This window comes from Gordonia aurantiaca (assembly GCF_039939235.1).
In the GTDB taxonomy this organism is placed as follows: domain Bacteria; phylum Actinomycetota; class Actinomycetes; order Mycobacteriales; family Mycobacteriaceae; genus Gordonia.
In genome coordinates, this window is the sequence record NZ_JBDUUF010000001.1 from 785,886 (window position 1) to 806,706 (window position 20,821).

The 20,821-nt window shown below is 67.3% G+C and carries 18 protein-coding genes; 13 read left to right on the forward strand and 5 right to left on the reverse strand.

Annotated features, from left to right (window positions below):
- Nucleotides 1-2,373 carry a phosphoenolpyruvate synthase gene (gene ppsA, locus ABFT43_RS03550; RefSeq protein ID WP_347958992.1) on the forward strand — a complete coding sequence of 791 codons (2,373 nt, stop codon included), beginning with the start codon at nt 1-3 and terminating at the stop codon, nt 2,371-2,373.
- Nucleotides 2,374-2,604: 231 nt separating this feature from the next.
- Nucleotides 2,605-2,988 (forward strand): PadR family transcriptional regulator, encoded by a 384-nt coding sequence (locus tag ABFT43_RS03555; RefSeq protein ID WP_347958993.1) that lies wholly within the window; start codon nt 2,605-2,607, stop codon nt 2,986-2,988.
- Between the two features lie 112 nt (nt 2,989-3,100).
- Here the strand turns inward: ABFT43_RS03555 and ABFT43_RS03560 are convergent, their stop codons facing one another.
- Nucleotides 3,101-3,673 carry an Rv1733c family protein gene (locus ABFT43_RS03560; protein ID WP_347958994.1) on the reverse strand — a complete coding sequence of 191 codons (573 nt, stop codon included), beginning with the start codon at nt 3,671-3,673 and terminating at the stop codon, nt 3,101-3,103.
- A gap of 322 nt (nt 3,674-3,995) precedes the next feature.
- Between ABFT43_RS03560 and ABFT43_RS03565 the strand changes: the two genes are divergently transcribed.
- A complete protein-coding gene (locus ABFT43_RS03565) occupies nt 3,996-4,733 on the forward strand; it encodes a hypothetical protein (protein WP_347958995.1) in 738 nt (245 codons plus the stop codon).
- A gap of 50 nt (nt 4,734-4,783) precedes the next feature.
- On the forward strand, nt 4,784-5,935 hold the full coding sequence (locus tag ABFT43_RS03570) for a DNA polymerase IV (protein ID WP_347958996.1): 1,152 nt from the start codon (nt 4,784-4,786) through the stop codon (nt 5,933-5,935).
- Nucleotides 5,936-6,128: 193 nt separating this feature from the next.
- Here the strand turns inward: ABFT43_RS03570 and ABFT43_RS03575 are convergent, their stop codons facing one another.
- Together ABFT43_RS03575 and ABFT43_RS03580 are read right to left on the reverse strand one after the other, a co-directional pair.
- Nucleotides 6,129-7,325: an alkaline phosphatase family protein gene (locus ABFT43_RS03575; RefSeq protein ID WP_347958997.1), complete on the reverse strand. Its 1,197-nt coding sequence runs from the start codon at nt 7,323-7,325 to the stop codon at nt 6,129-6,131.
- Nucleotides 7,322-8,167 carry a GNAT family N-acetyltransferase gene (locus tag ABFT43_RS03580; RefSeq protein ID WP_347958998.1) on the reverse strand — a complete coding sequence of 282 codons (846 nt, stop codon included), beginning with the start codon at nt 8,165-8,167 and terminating at the stop codon, nt 7,322-7,324. Before ABFT43_RS03580 ends, ABFT43_RS03575 begins: the two co-directional genes overlap by 4 nt.
- A gap of 118 nt (nt 8,168-8,285) precedes the next feature.
- Between ABFT43_RS03580 and ABFT43_RS03585 the strand changes: the two genes are divergently transcribed.
- From ABFT43_RS03585 to ABFT43_RS03600, 4 genes are all read left to right on the forward strand, one after another.
- On the forward strand, nt 8,286-8,819 hold the full coding sequence (locus ABFT43_RS03585) for a YtxH domain-containing protein (RefSeq protein ID WP_347958999.1): 534 nt from the start codon (nt 8,286-8,288) through the stop codon (nt 8,817-8,819).
- An 83-nt stretch (nt 8,820-8,902) separates the two neighbouring features.
- Entirely contained in the window at nt 8,903-9,625 is a 723-nt protein-coding gene (locus ABFT43_RS03590) for a YcnI family copper-binding membrane protein (RefSeq protein WP_347959000.1), read from the forward strand.
- Nucleotides 9,618-10,148: a copper resistance CopC family protein gene (locus tag ABFT43_RS03595; protein ID WP_347959001.1), complete on the forward strand. Its 531-nt coding sequence runs from the start codon at nt 9,618-9,620 to the stop codon at nt 10,146-10,148. Before ABFT43_RS03590 ends, ABFT43_RS03595 begins: the two co-directional genes overlap by 8 nt.
- Nucleotide 10,149: 1 nt before the next feature.
- Nucleotides 10,150-11,037, forward strand: coding sequence for a copper resistance D family protein (locus ABFT43_RS03600; RefSeq protein ID WP_347959002.1), 888 nt, complete (start codon nt 10,150-10,152; stop codon nt 11,035-11,037).
- Nucleotides 11,038-11,173: 136 nt separating this feature from the next.
- Here ABFT43_RS03600 and ABFT43_RS03605 read toward each other — a convergent pair whose 3' ends face one another.
- Nucleotides 11,174-12,091, reverse strand: a complete 918-nt coding sequence (locus ABFT43_RS03605; RefSeq protein WP_347959003.1) for an alpha/beta fold hydrolase — start codon at nt 12,089-12,091, stop codon at nt 11,174-11,176.
- A 30-nt stretch (nt 12,092-12,121) separates the two neighbouring features.
- On the opposite strand from ABFT43_RS03605, the gene ABFT43_RS03610 reads away from it, so the two are divergent.
- Entirely contained in the window at nt 12,122-13,021 is a 900-nt protein-coding gene (locus ABFT43_RS03610; RefSeq protein WP_347959004.1) for an alpha/beta fold hydrolase, read from the forward strand.
- 904 nt (nt 13,022-13,925) lie between these two features.
- Here the strand turns inward: ABFT43_RS03610 and ABFT43_RS03615 are convergent.
- On the reverse strand, nt 13,926-14,225 hold the full coding sequence (locus ABFT43_RS03615) for a hypothetical protein (RefSeq protein ID WP_347959005.1): 300 nt from the start codon (nt 14,223-14,225) through the stop codon (nt 13,926-13,928).
- Nucleotides 14,226-14,979: 754 nt separating this feature from the next.
- On the opposite strand from ABFT43_RS03615, the gene ABFT43_RS03620 reads away from it, so the two are divergent.
- The 4 genes from ABFT43_RS03620 to ABFT43_RS03635 are packed head-to-tail and all read left to right on the forward strand — an operon-like array spanning nt 14,980 to nt 20,818.
- The gene (locus ABFT43_RS03620) at nt 14,980-16,437 is read left to right on the forward strand and encodes a sugar transferase (RefSeq protein WP_347959264.1); all 1,458 of its coding nucleotides are present in this window, start codon (nt 14,980-14,982) and stop codon (nt 16,435-16,437) included.
- A 51-nt stretch (nt 16,438-16,488) separates the two neighbouring features.
- Complete coding sequence (locus tag ABFT43_RS03625; RefSeq protein ID WP_347959006.1) at nt 16,489-18,450, forward strand: WecB/TagA/CpsF family glycosyltransferase; 1,962 nt, start codon at nt 16,489-16,491, stop codon at nt 18,448-18,450.
- The gene (locus ABFT43_RS03630; RefSeq protein WP_347959007.1) at nt 18,447-19,547 is read left to right on the forward strand and encodes a polysaccharide pyruvyl transferase family protein; all 1,101 of its coding nucleotides are present in this window, start codon (nt 18,447-18,449) and stop codon (nt 19,545-19,547) included. The genes ABFT43_RS03625 and ABFT43_RS03630 overlap by 4 nt, the downstream gene beginning before the upstream one ends.
- Nucleotides 19,544-20,818: an O-antigen ligase family protein gene (locus ABFT43_RS03635; RefSeq protein WP_347959008.1), complete on the forward strand. Its 1,275-nt coding sequence runs from the start codon at nt 19,544-19,546 to the stop codon at nt 20,816-20,818. Before ABFT43_RS03630 ends, ABFT43_RS03635 begins: the two co-directional genes overlap by 4 nt.
- Nucleotides 20,819-20,821 lie beyond the last annotated feature (3 nt).

The following is a 20,821-nucleotide window of genomic DNA, read 5'->3' on the forward strand; positions in this document are numbered from 1 at the left end:
ATGGCGTATGTCGCGACGTTTGCAGAACTCGGACTCGAACAGGTGCTGTCCGTCGGCGGCAAGGGGGCCAACCTCGGCGAGCTCACCAGGGCCGGCCTGCCGGTGCCGGACGGGTTCGTCCTCACCGCCGACGCCTTCGCCGCGTCGATGGACCATGGCGGTGTCCGCGCGGAACTGGCGTCGGCGCACCGCGAGGCACTGGCCGCGGTCGGTGACGACGCCCGCATGTCCGACCTGAGCCGCCAGATGGCGGAGATGGTGCACAAGGCGGGGATCGCGCCACAGGTCGCCGACGACATGCTCGCCGCCTACCGTGGCCTGCCCGGCGGTCCGGACGGTGGCGTGAACGTGGCCGTGCGGTCGTCGGCGATCGGGGAGGACGGCAAGGACGCCTCGTTCGCGGGGATGAACGCCTCGTTCACCAACATCGGCTCCGCGGACGAGCTCATCGACGCGGTCGTCCGGTGCTGGGCGTCGCTGTACTCGCCGCGCGTGGTCACCTACCGCGCGCAGCGGGGTCTGACCTCCGAGCCCCTGATGGCGGTGGTCGTCCAGCGGATGGTCGAGTCGCAGGTCGCCGGCATCGTGTTCACCGCCGATCCCGTCACCGGCGACCGCGAACGCCTCGTCGTCGAGGCGGTCGAGGGACTCGGCGAGGCGGTGGTGTCGGGCGCGGTGACCCCGGACACCTTCGTCGTGGCCAAGACCGACTGCTCCATCCTCGAAACCTCCCTGGGCAACCAGGAATTCCGCATCGTCCGCGGCGCCGACGGCCACGACCGTCGCGAACCGGTGGCGCCCGGCCGCACCACACCCGTCATCGACACGCGCACCGTGCAGGCCATCGCGCGGATGGCGATCCGCGCCGAACGGCACTACGGACGACCACAGGACATGGAGTGGGCGATAGACCCGCAGGGCGGCATCTGGATCGTCCAGTCCCGCCCCATCACCACCCTGGAGAGCCATCCCATGACCACCGCCGGATCGGCCGTCGAACCGACGTCTGTCGAAGACAACTCCGCCGGAACGTCTTCGAACACCACCGGGGCCGGTGCCGACGCGGCAGGCCCGCCGCAGGGCTCCGTCCTGGTCACCGGCCTCGCAGCCGCACCCGGCGTCGCCGGTGGGACGGTACGCGTCCTCCACTCGCCGGCCGACGGCCGCCGGCTCGTCGACGGCGAGGTGCTGGTGGCGCCGATGACCGACCCCGATTGGCTACCCACGATCCGCCGCGCCGCCGCCGTCGTCACCGACCGAGGCGGGATCACCTGCCACGCCGCGATCGTCGCCCGTGAGGTAGGGGTGCCGTGCATCGTCGGAACCCGAACCGGCACACAGGATCTCGCAGACGGGCAGGTCGTCACGGTCGACGGCGGCACCGGTGAGGTCACCGCCGGCGCCACCGCACGACCCGCGGTGACGGTCACCCCGACCCCGCCCGCGCCCCAACAGCCTTTCGGGCCGGTGACCGCCACCAAGATCTACGTGAACATCGGCTCGGCCGAGCACGCCGCCGAGATCGGCGCCACCGACGTCGACGGCGTAGGCCTGCTCCGCGCCGAATTCATGCTGTCCGAGGCGTTGTCGGGACGGCACCCGCGTGCGGTCATCGCGGCCGGGGAGTCGGAGTCCTTCGTCGGCGCACTGGCCGACAACCTCGCCCGCGTCGCCGCGCCGTTCGGCAAGCGGCCGGTGGTGTACCGCACAACCGACCTGCGCACCAACGAATTCCGCTATCTCGAGGGCGGCGCCCGATACGAACCCGAGGAACGCAACCCGATGATCGGCTTCCGGGGCTGCTACCGGTATGTGAAGGAACCCGACGTCTTCCGGCTCGAACTCGCCGCACTCGCCCGGGCCCGGGAACGGCACCCCAACCTGCACATAATGCTGCCGTTCGTGCGCACGCGCTGGGAACTCGAACGATGCCTCGAACTCATCGACGAGAGCCCCCTCGGCCGCCAGCGCGGCCTGCACCGGTGGGTGATGGCCGAGGTGCCGTCGGTGCTGTACTGGCTGCCGTCGTACGTCGACGCCGGCATCGACGGGGTGTCGATCGGCAGCAACGACCTCACCCAGCTGATCCTCGGCGTCGACCGCGACTCGGAGACCTGCGCCGAACTGTTCGACGGCGCCGACCCGGCCGTCCTCGACGCGATCTCCCGGATCGTCGACACCGCCCGACGCTGCGGCATCACCTCATCGTTGTGCGGTCAGGCGCCGTCGTCGAACCCCGAGTACGCCGAGCATCTCGTGCGGATGGGGATCACCTCGGTGTCGGTCAACCCCGACGCCGTCGCCGCGACCCGGCTGCACGTCGCCCGCGCCGAGCGGAGGTTGCTGGTCGAGGCCGCGCGCGGGCAGGGCTGAGCGGGTGCCCCGGCGCCGCGCCACCGCAGGCTTCCGGACCGGTCACGGCGTCCCGCCTGCTCGTCGCAGGTCGCCAGGGGCTGTTCCGGGGGACATCTGGTTGTGCCTTCCGCCCCTGTCGTCCGCGTCCCGAACGGGGCATCGTGGAGATGGCCCCCGTGACGCCGCCGACGGTCGGCGCCGGGTCCTTCGACGACGTCGCGGTGGTGGCGAACGAAGGGAGGAGGGCAGATGAAGGCCATCGAGCGCGCCGCCGTCCGTGTGCACATCCTGGGAGCCGCCCTGCACACCACGTGTTCGGCGGACCACGTCCTCGAGGAGTTGCATCGCCGTGGGTACCGGGTCCAGCCGGGGGAGCTGAAGGCGGTGCTCGACGATCTCGTCGGCCGGGGTCTCCTCGCCGCTCGCGACGCGCCGGTCGGACACGGGGTCCAGACCACGTACGAGGTGACGCCTGCCGGCCGGATGTCGTGGGCCGAGGAGTGCCGGGCGCTGAGCAAACTCACGCACGAGGTCTTCGGGACACGCCTCCCGCCCCTGCCGCCGCACGTGGGCGTCGACGACTCGCAGGCGTGGTTGTCGACCGCGGACCTCGACGACGGCGACGACGCGTGAGGTCGGCAGGCGTCGACCCACGTGCGTCGAGACCCGTCGACTCCCAGGCCCCAGCGACTCCGTGGCGCGCCCGGCCCGCCGGTTCACGACCCCGGGCTCGGGCGGCGCGTGATCACCGGTGACTGTCGATGTCGAGTTCCTGCCACTCGACGTCCCACTGGCGGTAACGGTGCCGATCGGCGACCGACCGTACGAACGCGCCCAGCGCCCACACGCCCAGGATCGTGAGAACCGCCACACCGATGCCGGCCAGAAGTCCTTCGACGACGGCGTTCGTGGTGGTCAGCGGCGGATCGGTGACATTGCCGTCCTCGTCGAGCCACACCACCCGCTCACGGCCGACCCGGTCGAGACGGTCCCGCGGGACCTCGGCGGTGGACTTCTCCCCGTCGGGGGCCTTCCACTCGACCGTCACCGTCGGCGGCTGTCGGTCCTCCTCGGGTCCGGACATCGCCACCACCGTCGCACTCACGGAATGTCGCGGGCCCTGGTCGTCGACCAGCTCCTTGTGTGAGGCGTAGGTGTCGGCGCCGACGGTCAACGCGATGAGCATCCCCGCCAGCGCTCCGATGGCCAGCACTCCGAGGACGAGGGTCTCCACTCGGTCGGTCGTGCGCACCAGGCGGTTGGACGACGCGTGCATGAGGCGCCACATGTGCAATTCGCGGGCGAGGAACCGCAACATGACGTCCCGACTCCTTTCGAATCACCCTTGTCCCAGTGAAGCGCGCCGCGTCGGCGGTCAAAAGGGCCTTCGGTGGTCCCCGCGTGGGGCCGATGGTCCTGTTTTCAGGGTAGAACCGGGTCAGGTGTCCAGGAGCTGAGTTCTCGAACCAGCGATTCGAGATCCTCAGTCGTACGACTGACAAATTTGTGATCTGCGTCTATATTGATCGTGCGCTTCGATAACGGCATCGCAGGGGGTGCCGGAGCGTAGGGGGTCAACACCAGGGGCGGGAGTATCTCGTCCTCGAACACCAACGGTCTACGTGTGTGGAGGACTCAAGTTGACCAGCACTCTCTCGGCGCGCGCCGCACGGCGGAGCGTCCGCAAATTTCTCGAGCCCGCGGCGATCGCCGAGGCCATCGCCATCGAGGAGCTCATCATCTCGCCCGGATACCGGGCGCTCGCCATCTTCCCGGCCACGTTCGAACTGTCGAAGGAGTCGATCGAGCAGGTCGACGAGGCCATCCGACGTCATCGTGCCATCGTGCAGCGCCTGCGCAAGATGTACTCCGACGCCGTGGCCGCCGAACTCGCCTCGTCACCCCGGCGGGAGACCATGGCGACGCTCGGGCTCGCCGAGCCCGACCGCACCGCGCCGATGGCGGATCTGCAACCGCAGCCGGTGCAGGTCTATCGGTCGGTGCAGATTGGGCAGAACCGTCATGCCGAACCCGAGTTCAAGGCGATCATCGCCGCCGGATTCCTGCTCGTCGCCCTGCACGCCGTCACCGATCCGACGAACTGTGGAACTGCTTCTCCCGCACTGAATCTCGTTCCGCCGCCGCTGCATCGGGATCGGGCGCTGCTGGAGGAGGTCCTCACCCGGGCGGTCAAGGGTTTCAGCGCCGTGGAGCGAGAGGCACTCGAGTCCGCGATCACCGAGGCCGGTGCGTCGTTCGCCCCGTACCTCCCCGAGAAGCAGACCAAGCTCTCGGTCATCCGGTTCAATCCGCACTCGCTGCGCGGCGCGTGCCGGACGATCGGGCTCGAGCCGGACCGCCTCGACGTCGCGTCCTAGGCCCGGAGAGTCGGCGTTCCCGGGCATGAATCCGCACTACCCTTGGCGGGGTGACCACTTCGGTTCCACGCCGCCACCGGTGGCTGCTGCACGTCGACCTCGACCAGTTCCAGGTGTCGGTCGAGCGGCTGCGCAGCCCGGAACTGGTCGGTGTGCCGGTCATCGTCGGCGGCAATGGCGATCCCACCGAGGCGCGCAAGGTCGTGACCTGCGCGTCGTACGAGGCGCGCGACCACGGTGTGCGTGCCGGTATGCCGCTGCGCGCGGCACACCGCAAGCTGCCCGACGCGGTGTACCTGCCGCTCGACATGGGAGCGTACGACGCCGCGTCGGCCGACGTCATGGACGTCCTGCGCGCGACCGGCCACCCCGTCGAGGTATGGGGATGGGACGAGGCCTACCTCGGAGTCGGTGAACGCGGCGCCGAGGTCGAGGAGTTCGACGACGCCGCGATCGTGGAATTCGCCGAGCAGATCCGCCACGACGTCCTCGAACGCTGCGGCCTCACCTGCTGCGTCGGCATCAGCGACAACAAGCAGCGCGCCAAGATGGCCACCGGATTCGCCAAGCGACCACCGGCGGCCACGCCCGATGCCGCCGGTTCGTCCCACGACTCCCCGCGGGTGTTCCTGCTCGACGACCGCAACTGGCTGCAGTTGATGGGGGAGCGGCCGACGCGCGATCTGTGGAGCGTCGGACCGAAGACCTCGGCCAAGCTCGCCGCCAACGGCATCGAGACGGTCAACGATCTCATCGCCACCCCTCGCGACGACCTGATCGCGACCTTCGGTCCGCACCAGGGCAATTGGTTGTACGTCCTGTGCCGCGGCGGCGGTGACCCGACCATCACCTCCGAACCGTGGCTGGCCCGATCCCACTCCAAGTCAAGGACATTCGCCACCGACCTGACCGAGCCGGACGAGATGCGCGCGGCCGCAGCCGAATTACTGCGCGAACTGCTCGACCAGGTCGTCGCCGAGGAACGTCTGCCGTTCCGCGTCGCGGTGACGGTCCGGACCACAACCTTCTACACGCGGACCAAATCCAGGAAACTGCCCGCGCCGAGCCTCGACCACGAGACGCTGGAAGCCGTCGTCGCGGACCTGCTGACCAGGTTCGACATCGACCGACCCGTACGGTTGCTCGGTGTGCGGCTCGACCTGGTGACCGAGGGGGACGAGGTGGCGGCGTCCGCGCCCTGAGATGGCGGGGCCGGAAGGTGACGGGGCCGGAAGGTGACGGGGCCAGAAGCTACGGGGCCGACCGATGTGCGCGGAACGCAGGCGGCCGGTGCGCGACTACGCGCGGGGACGAGCGTCCTGCGCGCCACGACCGCTCGCGGACCCCGTGTGACCCTCGTCCGGAGTGTCGTCACACCTCCGGGATCGGCACGCGTCAGCCCGTCGTGACCAGAAGCGGCACAAGCTGTTCCGCTGCGGTGAACGCCCCGTGGTGCCCGATCATCTTCGACTCGAACTCCTCGCTCGCCGACCGCGTCAGCGTCACCGCGTCGCGTGCAACGGCGACGACGTCGCCGATCCGGCGGGCGATGGCGTCCTTCACCTGCGGGCCGAACCAGCCCTCGTCGAGTGTCTGTTCCCGCGACACGACGTGCGCGGCGTCGCCGAGGAACCGGCGCCACGTCGAGAGCACATCCTCGGCGGTCCCCGGGGCGGTGTACACGTGCCGCGCCCGCGCCTCACCCGCCACGACCTCGACGCCGTCGAGCAGGCCGGGCGCCGTGTCGATGTCGATGGCCTGGTCGGCGGTGATCATCCCGTGGTCGCCGGTGACGAGCAGCGTTGTGCCGGAGGGTAACTCGGTGGCGAGATCGGCGACCAGCCGGTCGATTGTCCGCAACTTGTCCAGCCACTCCTGCGAACCCGGACCGTGGATGTGGCCGGCGGTGTCGAGCTCGCTGAAGTACGCGTACACGAACCGCCGATGACGGGAGTTCTTGCCGACGACCGAGAGCACGCCGTCTCGCACCTCGTCGGGCGTCTTCGCGGGGATGTACGACCCGGGCGCTCGGAACGCCGCCAGCGTCAGTCCGGTTCCGCGGAATTCGCCGGGCATCACATATGACACCTGGACGCCCTCGTCGGCGAGCGCGTCCAGCGTTCCGGGTTCGGTGCGCACCAGCGCCGGTGGGTAGGTGACGAGCGCCGACGGCCCGTGCGCGGAGTCGAGGCTCCACCGCAGCGAGTTCAGCACCCGGCGCGAACCCCTTGTGCGGCAGTCGTCGTCGGGACGGAAGCTGTATCCGATGATGCCGTGCACGCCACCGGATGCGCCGCTCGTCAGGCTCAGGATGCTGGTCGCGGTGGTCGCCGGGAACCCGGCACGCAGCGTTGTCGCGGTCAGCTCGCGCAGGGTGGGGGCATGTTCGGCGTACTCGTCCAGCAGCACCGCGCCCAGTCCGTCGATGAGCAGGACGATCACCGAATCACCCGGTGGCACAGGCAGACCCGGCGCATCGTCGCCCGCTCTCGCGGGCCCGGAGGCCCCCAGTGCATGCGTCACCGACGGCAGCACATCGGCCAGCGTGTGCGGATACCGGACCCACTCGTCGGGAGTCAGCTCGGAGCTCACCGCACCCCCGAGCCGGCCGGTCGGAACACGTAGTGCCCCGAGCGGAGGAACCGCACCGAGCGTCGTGCCCCACCCTCGACGAGCAGCGGGGACAATGCATCCCGCAACGCGATCCGCCACCGGGCCGCGTCGAGCGGATGGTTCGCCCGCATCGCCTCGACGTCCCGCGGCAACGGAACCACCACCGACACATCCGGGGCCACGTGCTCGTGGTGGGGGACCGGCCGCGACCGGTCGGAGTCGTCGAGTGCCGACACCGCGCCGTCGGCGAGCAGCGCCTCCACGCTCTCGACGTCCTCGGCGCCGTCGGGCACGGGCTCGGCCAGCGACCACGACATCAGCACCCGGTCGGAGTCGGCATCCCCGCCGAGCTCGTCACCGATCTCGCCGTAGAAGTCCTCGTAGTAGTGGACCGGTCGCGCACCGAGCTTGGTGATGTTGAAATACGCGTTGCGTGCGACGAGCGGATCGAAGGTCCACGTGATCGTCGACAGCCCGCGTTCCAGCGCCCAGTGCCGCTGATGCATCTTCAGCAGATAGCCCACGTTGTGGCCGCGTCCCCGGCGGGTGACGCCGGTGATGTGGCTGTGCAGGGACTCGCCGGCCGGAGCCGAGAAGAACGCGACGCTGCCGCCGGCGAGATGGTCGCCCATGAACGCGCCCGCCACGTAGTTGCCCGCGTGGGACAGGGCGCGCAACATGTCGATGCCGACGGGTCGCCGGGTGGGGTCGGGCCGCCACACGTCGTCGAAGATGCGCATCAACTCGTCGAGTTCGTCCGGTGAGGACAGCTCGCGGATCTCGATCTCGCGAACCTCGACGGGAGCCGGTGAGAGCGACATGACTCGATTCTGTCACCGCAGCCCGACGGGCCGGTCCGGCTTCGCCGAGACCGCCGCGGTCCCCGGGGCTCACCACGGCGATTCCGCTGCTGGTGGGCGTGCTCCCTAGGATGAGGGCATGTCACGCACCTCCCGCAGCCCCGACGCGTTCACGCGCGTCGGGGCTGCGGGTGTGGTGCCCGCGGTCGCGATCGGCGCCCACGGCGAGGCGTCGGGCGGGTTGCCCGGCACCGGCGGGGTCGTGCTCGCCGCCGCGATCGGGATCGCCGCGGCCCTGCTCCTCGACCCGCCCACGCGGCGTCGACGTCTGGTCCCGGCCACGGCGTCGGCGATCGGCGTCCTCACGTCCGCGCAGGTCGCATGCCACTGGGCGCTGGCGACCGACATCGCCGGCGCCACCACCCACACGGCGCACGGTGTGTCGACGGTCCCGATGCTGGTCACGCACCTCGTCGCGATCCCGCTGTCGGCCGGGCTGATCGTCGTCGGCGCACACCTGCTGGCCGTCGCCGGATCGGTCATCGCGTCGCTGACGGCGCCGGTCGCCGAGCGGGCTGCCGGTCCGCTGCAGGTCCGCCGGCCCCAGCCCGTCCTCGCCTCCGGACCCGCCCTCGGCGGTGCAGGCGTTCGCGGGCCTCCGCTCGGATCCTGACGCCGCACCTCACCGAACCCGTTACCGGCTCGGTGGCGTCGTGCGCTCCGGCCAACCGAATCCGAACCCACGAAAGAACCCAGATGAAGAAGCCTTCCTCGATCCGGGCGAAACTCACCCGTCGAATCGTCCTGCCCGCCACGGCCGCCGCGGCCCTCGGCGCCGCCACCCTGTCCGGCGCGGGTGTTGCGTCCGCGCACGTCTCCGCCACCGCCCCGACCGTGACCCAGGGCGGTTACGGCGTCGTCACGCTCGCCGTCCCGAACGAGGCAGATGCCGCGGCGACCACTCAGCTGCGCGTCACCATGCCCGGAGACGGCCTGGCCTCCGCCCGTCCGGAGACCACGCCCGGCTGGAAGTCCATCGTCACCAAGAAGGGCGACAAGGTCACCGAGATCACCTGGACCGCCGAGCCCGGTTCGCCCGGCATCCCGGTCGGACAGTTCGCGCAGTTCAGCTTCTCCGGCGGTCCGTTCCCCGAGCAGGAGACGATCATGCTCCCGGCGCTGCAGGTCTACGCCGACGGCGAGAAGATCGACTGGAACGAGCCGACCCCGGCCGACGGCACCGAACCCCAGCGCCCCGCTCCGACCCTGACCCTGGCCCCAGGCGACGGTGCACACGCCGACGCGCACCACGCCGCGTCGACCGTCACCCCGCAGGCAGGGGAGGAGACCCCGGCCGAGTCCGCAGACGACGCAGCCCGCTGGCTCGGTGGCGTCGGTCTGGCCATCGGCGTCCTGGGGACCGTCTTCGGTCTCGCGGCGCTGATGGTCGCGCGGAAGTACGGACGGTTCGATGAGTAGGCGCACCCTTGTCCTCGTCCTCGCCGTGCTCGCCTGCCTCGGCGTCGTTAGCACGTGGGTGGCTCCGGCCGCCTCGGCGCACTCACGACTCGTCTCGTCCGATCCCGACAACGGTGCGAGCCTCGAGTCGGGCCCCGAGACCGTCACGCTCACCTTCAACGAGCCGATCCAGACCGCGTACGCCGTGGTCAACGTCGTCGGACCGGACAACCACTTCTGGCAGGAGGGCGAACCGAAGGTCGACGGCGAGAACGTCAGCGTCGCCGTGCGCGAGCTCGGCCCCACCGGCAAGTACACGGTCAATTACCGTGTCACCTCCGCCGACGGGCACGTCATCAGCGGTCAGCGCAGCTTCGAGCTGACCGTCGCCGGCAACGGTGAGCCCGGGCCGCTCGCCGACGACTCCGCCGAGTTCTCCGACGAGGGCACCCCGGTCTGGTACTTCATCGTCGGCGCCGTCGCCGTGCTGGTGATCGGTCTCGGTGTCGTCTTCTGGCTGACGCGGCGTCCCAAGAAGAGCTGACGTGAAGGTGGTCGCGGGCGTCCCGGCCCTGTTCGCCGGGCTGCTGGTGAGCTGGCTGCTCGCCCGGCCCGACGGACCGGACCCGGTCGCTGTGCCCGCGACGCTCGCGCTCGGTGTCTCCGTGGTGATTCTCGGCCTCGGCTTCCTGTCGACGGTCGACGCCCGACCGTCGTCCCGCCTGATCGGCGCCCTCGCCGGCGTGTGGGTGGTGGCGACGCTGATCAGCGCGTGGGTGCGCACCGCCGACCGTGCGGGCATCGACGTGCTCGACGTGACCGCGGGCGGCTTCGGTGAGGTCCTCGGCTCCGGCACGTCGGAGATGGTCGCGCTGGTCGTGGGATTGCTCATCGTGGTGTGGGCGGTGCTCGATCTGCTGACCGACATCGACGTGCCGGTGCTCGTGGTCGGGGCCCTCGCGGGGATCGGGGTGCTGGCCACCGCGATCGCCGGGCACGCCGGTAACACCGCGATCGGCCCGATCCTCGTCGGCGCCCACGCCCTCGCCGCTGCGTGGTGGGTCGGGGTGCTCGCGGCGATCGCGATCTCGGTGCGCGGTCGTTCCGGCTGGGCGCGCAGCCTGCCGGCGTTCTCGGGGTACGCGACGTGGGCGGTCGGGATCATCGCGGTGACCGGAGTGGTCGCCGCGATCACCCAGCTCGACGCCCCGGCGGACCTGTTCACCACGGGCTACGGCCGCGTTCTGGTTGCGAAGGTCGTGATGCTGGCCGCCCTGGTCGGGGTCGCGGTGCGGCATCGGCGGCGCTGGCTGCCCGCGGTCGAGCGTCACCGCACGACCGAGGTCGTCTCGATCCGCAACGCGGTCATCGAGGTGGCGCTGATGGCGGTCGTGCTGGGTCTCGCGGCGGGGTTGTCGGCGACCGCGCCCTGACGGGTCGGGCGACTGTGTCGTGACGGAGCCGGGCGACTGTGTCGTGACGGAGCCGGATGGTTGTGCCGCGCGACGTGGGCGAGCGGCTGTGCCGTTACGAGGCCGGGTGAGAGGGCCCCGACATGATGCTCGGCTGCTACTTCAGCGCCCGTGACTGATCCCAGATGGCCAGCAGTTCGTCGATGATGTCGGTCGCCATGTGCAGCGTGCTCAAATGACTCTCGCCGGGTAGCGAGAACAGCTTGGCGTCCGGCAACAACGACACCATGTGCTCGCCGTGCTCGTACGGGATGATGTGGTCGTGGTCGCCGTGCCACCAGCGGACGGGCACATGAACGTCGTGTACCCGGAAACCCCAGTCCCGCGAGAACACGACGACGTCGGCGAACGGCGCTTCCATGGCCCGGCGTCCGCCATGCAGCAGGTCGTCGAGGAACATGGCCCGGAACTCGGGGCGCTGCAGCAACTCTCGGTCGGCCTGGGGTGAGAATCGGCCGTAGACGCTGATGGCCGGTTCGGCGATCGGCTTGGCGAAGCGCAGCGCGGTGCTGAGGACCTGACCGATCTGGGATCCGGCGACGTCGACGGCCGGCGCCAGGAGCGACCCCAGGCGCATCGCGCCGCCGGGGATGCGGTCGGGGCCGACGGTCGGCGCCACGCCGCCGAGGATGCCGGCCGCGACCACCCGGTCGGGCATCGCGTGCGCCACACCCAGGGTGTACGGGCCGCCGCCGGACAAACCGATGACCGCGAACTCGCCGATGCCGAGTGCCTCGAGGACTTCTTCGAGATCGGATGCGAAGGCGGCGACGTTCTCATAGCGGTGCGGGGTCGACGCGCCGACACCCGGACGGTCCAGACCGATCAGGCGAACATGCCGTTCAGCGGCATATCCGCGGGCTTCGATCGGTATCTGACGACGTGCTCCGGGTGTGCCGTGGAGCCAGATGATGGCTCGTCCGGTGGCGGATCCGTACTCGGCGAATCCGATGCGGCGATCACCGTCGGCCACGGCGATCGACCCCTCGATCTTCGGACGGGCGATGTCGATCATGTGACCAGCATCTCACGTAACTTTGTAAGTGTGATCTCCGAGTTCGTCAACGGAGCCGCACGTATGCTCCAGCATGTCTTCAAGCCGTACCCGGCCAACGACATCCCCAAGGGCCAGATGCTCGAGCTCCCGGGTCGTGGCCGCGCCTACGTCACCGATTCGGGTCCCCGAGACGCCCCTGCGGTCTTCCTGCTGCACTCGGTGCTGACCACCGGGCTGCTGTGCTGGTATCCGACCATCCCCGCCATCAACCACCGCTACCGGGTGATCACGATGGACGCCCGGTGGCACGGTCGCGGCATCGAGTCGGACCGCTTCGACCTGCGCGACTGCGCCGACGACGTGGTCGCCGCCGCCGACGTGCTCGGCATCGACCGGTTCATCGCGGCCGGCTTCTCGATGGGCGGGGGCATCGCCCAGCTCACCTGGCGGCGGCACCCGGAGCGCGTCGTCGGTCTGGTGCTGTGCTCGACCGGTCCGTACTTCAGCACCCGCGATCCCAAGCACCGCCAGTCGTCGGAACGCACCGCCCGCATTCTGCGTCCGGTTTACCGGCTCTTCCCGCGCGTGTCCGAGAAGAGCCTCGAGAAGACGACGTCGCACACCTCGATCTGGGCTCTGCGGCAGTTCTTCTCCACGCCGTTGTCGCACCTCGGCGACTTCGGACATGGCCTCGGTGCCTTCGACTCCCGGGACTGGCTCCATGAGATCGACGTCCCGACCTCCGTCGTGGTCTCCATTCGCGACAAGGTCGTCGAACCCGAACGACAGCAACTGCTGGTCGACGGCATCCCGGGGGCGCAGCGCTACGAGGTCGACGGTGGCCACGCATGCTGCGTGCTCGGCGCGAAGTACTTCATCCCGCCGTTCATCGAGGCGCTCGATGCGGTGAGTGCACAGTCCGAGGTCGGGGTTCCGCCGGCGAGCTGACGCGCCATCGGTGCCAGACGCGGCGCTGCCGATCGTTCACCTGGTCTGCAACTCTCTGCGGGGCGGGGTGGCGCTGGCGTCGGCTTGGTTGGCGTTCGAAGGTCGAAGCTGCCGGCGTCGGCGACGTACCACCGTCCGGGTCACCATCGGGTCCGTGGACGGTCGTCGCCGCGTTGGAGAGTGAATGGGTCGATATCAGTCGACATGGGACCCAGCGGTCGAGAACGGCCTGACCTCACCGACGATCTGGCCGACATCTGCCAAACCGGCCGCAGCCGAGCCCTTTCCGAACTGCACCTGCCTGCGATTGCCACCGGACTCTCCCCGGTAGATCTTCAGACGATCTCCAAGGCCCGGTGGCAACCCGACGGCCGTGCATGAAACGAAACCGTTTCTACTCGCCCGACGTGTGTTTCGGCAACCATCCCAAGCGACCCGTCGTCGCTGGGGATTTTGGTGGACGAGATGTCGCGTGCCGATATGTCCTCGCTGTCCATCGCCGACGCTCCGGGTGAAATGGCCACGGATCTCGACCGGGCAGTGGTGAGCAGGATGGGACACACACGCGCGCAGAGTTCGGCTGTCGCAGGCGGGGCTGTTGCCGTCTTCGTCGGTGACGCGGTGCCGACACCGCTGGGTGTCGCTGGATCTCGACTGCGGCTGCGTCAGACAGTTCCCGCACGAGTTGTTCGGACTCGCGGGATCACCATATCTCGGCTGAAAGTGGTTTGGCTGAAATGATTTCGACGGTTCCGCCGCGGCGCACCAACCTGTGCTTGGCGAACTCGGCGAAAGGTGTGCACCCTGACTGAGCCGAGTCGAGATGCCAAGGGGGGCGGCCGCGATGCGCATGGCACGTGTGCATGGTTTCGTACAGCCGCCACCTCGTCCGGCGGGGTGGCGGCTAACAGACGCTGTCCGTGTGCCTCCGTCGCTCCCGCGTTCGCACAGCAGTCACAGCGGCGATGGCAATGCCGAGAATGGACAGGACGTCGGACTCTGTGAATCCGTGTTCGATGGTGACGAAGACGAGTACTCGTCCTTCGATCTGTCCGTTCCACATGAACCACGCGAATGCGGACAGCGCCAGCACTGCTGCGGAGCGGTAGGACGGACGAGCCAAGCTCCAGGCCGCGGCGATGAACAGCAGGTTGAGCAGGACCAGTGCATGAAAGAACGACGGATCGACAGCCTGGGTAGCCATTCGCCAAGTATCCCTGTGGCTCGTCGGGGTGCAAGCGATGGTCTCCTGGCACCGGAGACGTGGCCGGAACCGCGTCGCTTCGCCGGCGACGCAGCCCGCGCGCGTTGGCAAAAGTCGTGGCGTTGATCCGCATTTAACCGATCGGCAACTCACTGTCAAGGTGAAGAAACGATGTCGGCATTGGCCATCAATGGCGATGGCACATTGTTCTACCCGAAGATTTGTGAATCTTACCCCTCTCGAAGAGTAGTTAATCTGCGGGTTGGGGAACGGTGAGGTCGGCGGATCGGTGGTTGGTTTCGAGTCGGGTGAGAAATATTGAGACAATGTGACACCAATCACCCGAAGTTCTGCTACTTGGGCCGAAAGTCCCTGTAGAAGGGCGGGTTCCGCGGTGTATCAAGGGCGGTTTGGTCGTTGCGTGGGACCGTCCGCGACGCGCGACTGCTGTCCAAATTTTCGAGTGAAAAGGCTTTCTCGTGAATTTACTGAATTGAGTGGAGTTTCTTGTATGGCTAATGTCGGCCGACCGAACTACATCGCCCCCCGAGTTGTACTAGTGGCCTCTCTGAAATAGGCTCTGTTCACCCGTAAAGAGAATTGCGGCACGAACGTTGATCAACGTTCTGGTGACTTGGCGTCGGGGCCGATCGCCACCCTCGAGTTCAATCATCTGTTCTGTGGGAGGTTACCCGTGGCCCATCGTCCGGCTTATGACGGATTGGGGTGGGATTCGGCAAGCGCGACAACAAGGATGCGCTTTCTCAGCAGGGGGCGTGACGGTGCACGGTCGTGGATTCATGGCTACGTGGTCCGACTGGCATGGAGCGATGCGGCGGTCGTCGGGGTGGCGGTGGGCGTCGCCCAGTTCGTCAGGTTCGGCGCCGACGGTTCGTTGACGCCGAAAGCATCTGCGCCGCTGCCGGCGACGCTGGTTTCCGCAGGACTGATCGCCACCTGGCTTCTTGCGTTGCGGGCGTTTCAGACCTTCGACCGCAGGATCGTTGGTTCCGGTTCGCAGGAGTACAGCCGCGTGGTGAGTGCGTGTCTGACCGTATTCGGTGGGCTTGCGATGGTCGACCTACTGTTCCGCCTCAACATTGCGCGTGGATTCATTGCGATCGCGTTGCCGGTGGGGACTGCTGGATTGATTCTGTCGCGATGGCTGTGGCGACAGCACCTCCAACGTCAGCGCATGCGGTCAGAGAACCTCGAACGCGTTCTGGTCGTCGGGAGCACGTCCTCGGCCGTTCCGATGATCGAGCGACTCCTCAACAAGCCCGATCTCGGCTACCGCGTGGTGGGGTTGTGTCTGCCGAATCGAGCGGGTCAGCGAGAGTCGGTCAGGGTGGGCGTCGATGAGGTGCCCGTCTTCGGAACGTTCGACGACGTCTGTACATCCGTGATCGACTCAGGCGCAACCACTGTCGCGGTCACTTCCGCAGAGGCTCTGGGGCATGACGCGATGCAGACATTGTCCTGGGACCTCGAGGGACTGAACGTCGACATGATGGTGTCGCCGGGAGTGACAGACGTCGCCGGTCCTCGGGTGATGGTTCGCCCGGTCGCGGGTCTCCCGCTGCTGCATATCGACAAGCCGCGATACGAAGGTGCGAATCGGTTTCGCAAGGCACTTGTCGACAGGCTGGGAGCCGCGATGCTGCTCGTGTTGCTCGCGCCGGTCTTCGCCGTGGTCGCGGTCGCGATCAAGCTCGATTCACAAGGACCGGTCTTCTACCGCGGAACGCGGATGGGGTTGAACAATTCCCCGTTCGGCATGTGGAAGTTTCGTTCGATGGTCCAGAATGCCGATGCGTTGAAAGAGAACCTCCGACCTCTGAACGAAGGAGCCGGAGTGCTCTTCAAGATGCGAGACGATCCGCGCGTGACGAGGGTTGGCGCCTTCCTCCGGAGATACAGCCTGGACGAGTTGCCTCAGTTGTTGAACGTCCTCGGCGGGTCGATGAGTCTCGTCGGACCCCGCCCGCCGCTTCCGGACGAGGTCGCCCTCTACGACGGCCACGTCGCACGAAGAATGCTGGTCAAACCAGGGATGACAGGTCTGTGGCAGGTCTCTGGAAGGTCGGACCTGTCCTGGGAGGAGTCGGTTCGACTCGATCTGACCTATGTCGAGAACTGGTCGATGATGCAGGACCTCATGATCCTCTGGCGGACCGTCAAGGCTGTGTTCGCCAAAGACGGCGCTTACTGAACCGCCACATCTACCGCTCGCCTTTGCTCTCTGGCTTTCTCTGAGGACGAAATGAACAATTCGAATGCGCTGACGTGGGTCGGTGACGACCTGTATATAGGTGGCGTCCCGGTCGTGACGGGAGGTGCCGACGAGGTGCTCGAACACGTTGCGACACTTGTCGACTCCGGGGCACCACGGCTGGTCGTGACACCCAATGTCGATCATGTGATCCGCCTGGAAACCTGCGAGGATTCGAGGAACGGCTATGCACATGCAGACCTTGCCCTCCTCGACGGTGTCCCCGTCGCGAAGCTCGCTGCGTTTCTCGGATCACGGCCAGTCGGGCGCAACACCGGCGCCGATCTGCTCTTCGACGTGTGCCGACGAGCGAGCCAGACCGGATGGCGGGTCGTCATCACAGGGGGACGGGACAGTACCGCGAGAACGGCAGCCTCGAACCTGGCTCGCCTCACCGGCGCAGATGTGGTCGCGGTCCCGTTTCCGTTCATCGAGACCGTCGCCGATCAGTCCTCCGAGTATGTCATCGCGCAGTTGAGAGAACTTCGACCCAGCGTGGTCTTTCTCTGCCTCGGTTCGCCCAAGCAGGAGAGCTGGTATGCCGAATGGAAGAAGCACCTTCCGCCGGCGGCGTACGTGGGGTCGGGTGCGGCAGTGGACTTCGCCGCGGACAAGGTCCGACGCGCTCCTCAATTCATGCAGCGGTGTGCGCTCGAATGGGTGTGGCGTCTCGCCAGTGAACCGCGGAGACTGTGGCGGCGATACTTGCTCGTCGGACCCAAGTTCTTTCCCATCGCGGTCCAAACCGCCTGGGCTTCGGAGACGACGATTGTTCAGCGAGCCCTCGCATGTAACGGCATCGAATCATCGGTAGTGAATCCGGACGGTGCCGGCGAACCCGCGACCCCGGTCGTCGTCCAGATCGGCCCGGAGCCGACCGGGACCGGTGGAATGGCCACCGTCATCCACGAATACCTCCACATGGACTCTGCCCCCTTCGAGCAGGTGGCGATGCCTACCTGGGGAAGAAGGAGGGGAGTGGGTTCTATGGCCACGGCCCTTCACGTCGCCTTGCGGTTGATCTTGAGCAGACGTGACTGGACGATTGTCCATGTCCACCTCAGCGAGTTCGGAAGCTTCGTTCGCGAGGGGATGATCGTGCTGTTGGCTCGTGCACTTCGCAAACCGTGCGTGGTGAGTCTGCACGGTGCCGACTTCGAGAGGCATGTTGCGACGTACCCACGTCTCACCAGGCTCGTCCTCAGATCGGCTGCGACAGCGATATGCCTCGGACAGCGGCATCAGCGTCTGGTCCGTCAGATCGACCCTCGGATCGACACCACCATCGTGCTGAACCCGATCTCCTCGGCACTCATCGACGAGACCATTGTCGAGCGTGTCGGCGAATCCGATTGCCCGACGTTCGTATTCGCCGGGGAAGTGGGTGGACGGAAGGGCGTGGACCGACTGCTTGACGCGTGGCCGACGGTGAAGTCCGCGCTACCCGACGCTCGCCTGCTGATTGCCGGCCCGCTCGAATCAGGCAACACTGAGATCGAGTCTCGGTTGCTGGCCGCGACCGGTCACGAAGTGCGCTACATCGGAGAACTGGGGCGCGAGGATGTGACGAGAGAACTCGCGGCGGCCACGGTCACGGTCTTGCCCAGCCGGGCCGAGGTCCTCCCCATGGTCATCCTCGAGTCGTTGGCGTGCGGAACGCCTGCGGTGTACACGGACGTCGGCGAGTGGGAGACGTTCCGGGGGATGGACGAGGTGACGGTGGTCAAGCTCCCGGAATCGGACGAAGGCCGAGCCGCGAAGGTCCTCGCCGAGGCCATGATCGCCGCCGCACGGGACGGCGACGAGCGTCAGGCCATCAGAGAGGCGTGCCGAAAGTGGGCACGCAGCAACGTGTCGACAACGGTTGTGGCGGAAGTTCTTCGGTCCGTCTACGAGGCTCAGCTGACCCCGCCGCGGCGGTTCGCCGGAGTTGAGCACGGGGGCGAACGATGAACCGAGTCGGAATCCTCACGCGACACTGCTATCCGAACTATGGTTCGCTGCTTCAGGCCATCGCGCTGCAGCAAGCCCTCGCCCGCGCGGGCGCGGATGTCCACGTGGTCGACTACGTGCCGCCGTCGGACGGCAGGTTCGGACTCGCGAGGTCCAGCCTACGGGAATCGCGAATGCGTGAGTCGTGGATCGGAAGCGCCGCATATCTCGCGATCCAGGGACCGAACTTCGCCGTGATGGCGAGCCGATTCCGCCGATTCCAGAAGGCCAACCTGCGTCTGACCCACATGGTCGGCGATGGTGCAGACCTGCCGGCCGTCGCCCGTGATCTCGACCGGATCATCGTGGGCAGCGACCAGGTATGGAACGTCGTCCACGGGACCCTGGACGAGACCTACTTCCTCAGCCAACTGGACGATTCGCGTAAGAAGTACAGCTACGCCGGAAGTTTTGGATCGTCGGCGCCCGTGGACGACATCGCAGTGAAGCGGATGCTGGCGGACTTCCGTGCCGTGTCCGTTCGTGAGCCCTCGGCCGCTGAACATCTGAAAGCGCTCGGCCTCGACGTCCGCCGTGATGTCGACCCCGTCCTGCTCCACGGGCGGGAGTTCTGGTACGAGTTCTCCGCGCGGGTGCGGGTTGCGGCGCGATCGCCGTACCTGCTCGTCTATCAACTCCACAACACCCCCCACTTCGATGCAAGGGTCGAGGAGCTGAGCCGCCGATCGGGTCTACCGGTCCGTCGGGTGAACGTCGACATCAAGAGGCTCAAGGGTTTCCCGTACCGTAGCCACTATCTGGCATCGCCGCAGGAATTCGTCGCGTTGTTCCGAGATGCCGCCGCCGTCATCACGGACTCGTTCCACGGGCTGTCGTTCAGCCTCATCTTCGGCCGGACCGTGTATCCGGTGCTCCCGAACAAGGGCGCTGCTCGACTCACCGATCTCCTGGACGCGGTGGATCTTCGGCACCTGGCGGTGTCCGCCGACCAGATGGACCTGCCGACGTCGGGAGAGTACGAGGCTCAGGACGTTGCCAGGTGTCTGTCGACGCTGGCTGCGGAGTCGTGGCGATACATCGAAGGACTCGCAACATGACCCGGACCGTGCATCCGTCCGGATCGGGCACCGGTGCCGTGGACTCGGGAACGGGTTCGCCCACGGGTGACGGTCGGGTCATCCAGTACACGATCCTCGCACTGTTCGCCGCGTACGCGATCCTTCATGCCGTCTACATGGCCGGATCCCTACCTGGTGGGATCTACTATGTGTCGTTCGCGCTGCTTCTCTGCGGCGCGGCGGCGCGGGTCGGGTGGCTCGTGGTGATCCGGCGCCGGACGACGCGCGAGATCCATTTCTTGCATTCGTTTTTGGTGCTCGTCGCTGCCTCGACTGTCTTGGTCGCCATCTCGTGGATTCGGGAGTTTGCGACCATCGAGGCGTTCACCTGGACATCGGCGGGTCAGGTCTTCTACATCCTCGGCCCCGCGCTCATCGCACTGTGTGTGGTGAACACCGCCACGAACAGTCAACTCGACATCTACGTGATCATCCTGCTGGCGAGGTACGTCCTGTACTTCGTCCTCGCGTTCTCCAGCGACTTCTCCCTGAGCAGTCTGAACGAGATCAGTTGGTCCTCGTCGAGTTCGCCCTTCGAATCATCGTTCGCCCATGACCTCCTCGTCGTCGAGGCGTACTTCGTGTTCCGAAACCGGAGGGTGCTCGCGACCGTCGCTGCCGGGATGACGATGCTCTCCCTGAAGCGAGCCTCGTTCGTCCTCGCTCCCGTGATGATCGTCGGAGGGAGGTGGCTTCGGTCGGACTCGCGGCCGTCGAGGAAGTATCTGCTCGCGCTCGGCACGGTCGGCGTACTCAGCCCGTTCGCGGTGATGTATGTGTACTCCCCTGAATTCGTCCAGTATGCGTACACCCGCTTCGGGGTGGACGTGAACACCGTGACCACCGGACGCTTGGAGATCTATCGGGTTGCCACCGGACTCCTGCAGCAGTCGACGGGATTCGGTTCGCTCAACCCGATGCTCATGGAGCTCGTCGACAACCAGTTCGGCACGAGGTGGAATTCACAGCTGCACAACGACACTCTCCGTGTCTACCTGGAGGTCGGACTTCTCGGTGTCGCCTCCTACGTGGGGGCCCTGGTCTACCTGGGGCGCAGTTCACGGATCGCGAGCCTGTTGATCACCTACACCTTCTTTGTGCTGATCACGTCGCGGCTGATCACGCATACCTCGTACTGGGTGGTCTTGTTCCTCGTGCTCGCATGCATCGAACGCTGGATTCACGCGCAGCGTACGGCGACTCGATCTGTGGAAAGGAGCGGTCTCACTGATGGCGTCGCACAACGGTAGACC

Coding starts and splice junctions, on each gene's coding strand:
- ppsA (WP_347958992.1), top strand. CDS start 1: ATGGCGTATGTCGCGACGTTTGCAGAACTCGGACTCGAACAGGTGCTG.
- ABFT43_RS03555 (WP_347958993.1), top strand. CDS start 2,605: ATGAAGGCCATCGAGCGCGCCGCCGTCCGTGTGCACATCCTGGGAGCC.
- ABFT43_RS03560 (WP_347958994.1), bottom strand. CDS start 3,673: ATGTTGCGGTTCCTCGCCCGCGAATTGCACATGTGGCGCCTCATGCAC.
- ABFT43_RS03580 (WP_347958998.1), bottom strand. CDS start 8,167: ATGTCGCTCTCACCGGCTCCCGTCGAGGTTCGCGAGATCGAGATCCGC.
- ABFT43_RS03585 (WP_347958999.1), top strand. CDS start 8,286: ATGTCACGCACCTCCCGCAGCCCCGACGCGTTCACGCGCGTCGGGGCT.
- ABFT43_RS03590 (WP_347959000.1), top strand. CDS start 8,903: ATGAAGAAGCCTTCCTCGATCCGGGCGAAACTCACCCGTCGAATCGTC.
- ABFT43_RS03595 (WP_347959001.1), top strand. CDS start 9,618: ATGAGTAGGCGCACCCTTGTCCTCGTCCTCGCCGTGCTCGCCTGCCTC.
- ABFT43_RS03605 (WP_347959003.1), bottom strand. CDS start 12,091: ATGATCGACATCGCCCGTCCGAAGATCGAGGGGTCGATCGCCGTGGCC.
- ABFT43_RS03615 (WP_347959005.1), bottom strand. CDS start 14,225: ATGGCTACCCAGGCTGTCGATCCGTCGTTCTTTCATGCACTGGTCCTG.
- ABFT43_RS03620 (WP_347959264.1), top strand. CDS start 14,980: ATGCGCTTTCTCAGCAGGGGGCGTGACGGTGCACGGTCGTGGATTCAT.
- ABFT43_RS03625 (WP_347959006.1), top strand. CDS start 16,489: ATGAACAATTCGAATGCGCTGACGTGGGTCGGTGACGACCTGTATATA.
- ABFT43_RS03630 (WP_347959007.1), top strand. CDS start 18,447: ATGAACCGAGTCGGAATCCTCACGCGACACTGCTATCCGAACTATGGT.
- ABFT43_RS03635 (WP_347959008.1), top strand. CDS start 19,544: ATGACCCGGACCGTGCATCCGTCCGGATCGGGCACCGGTGCCGTGGAC.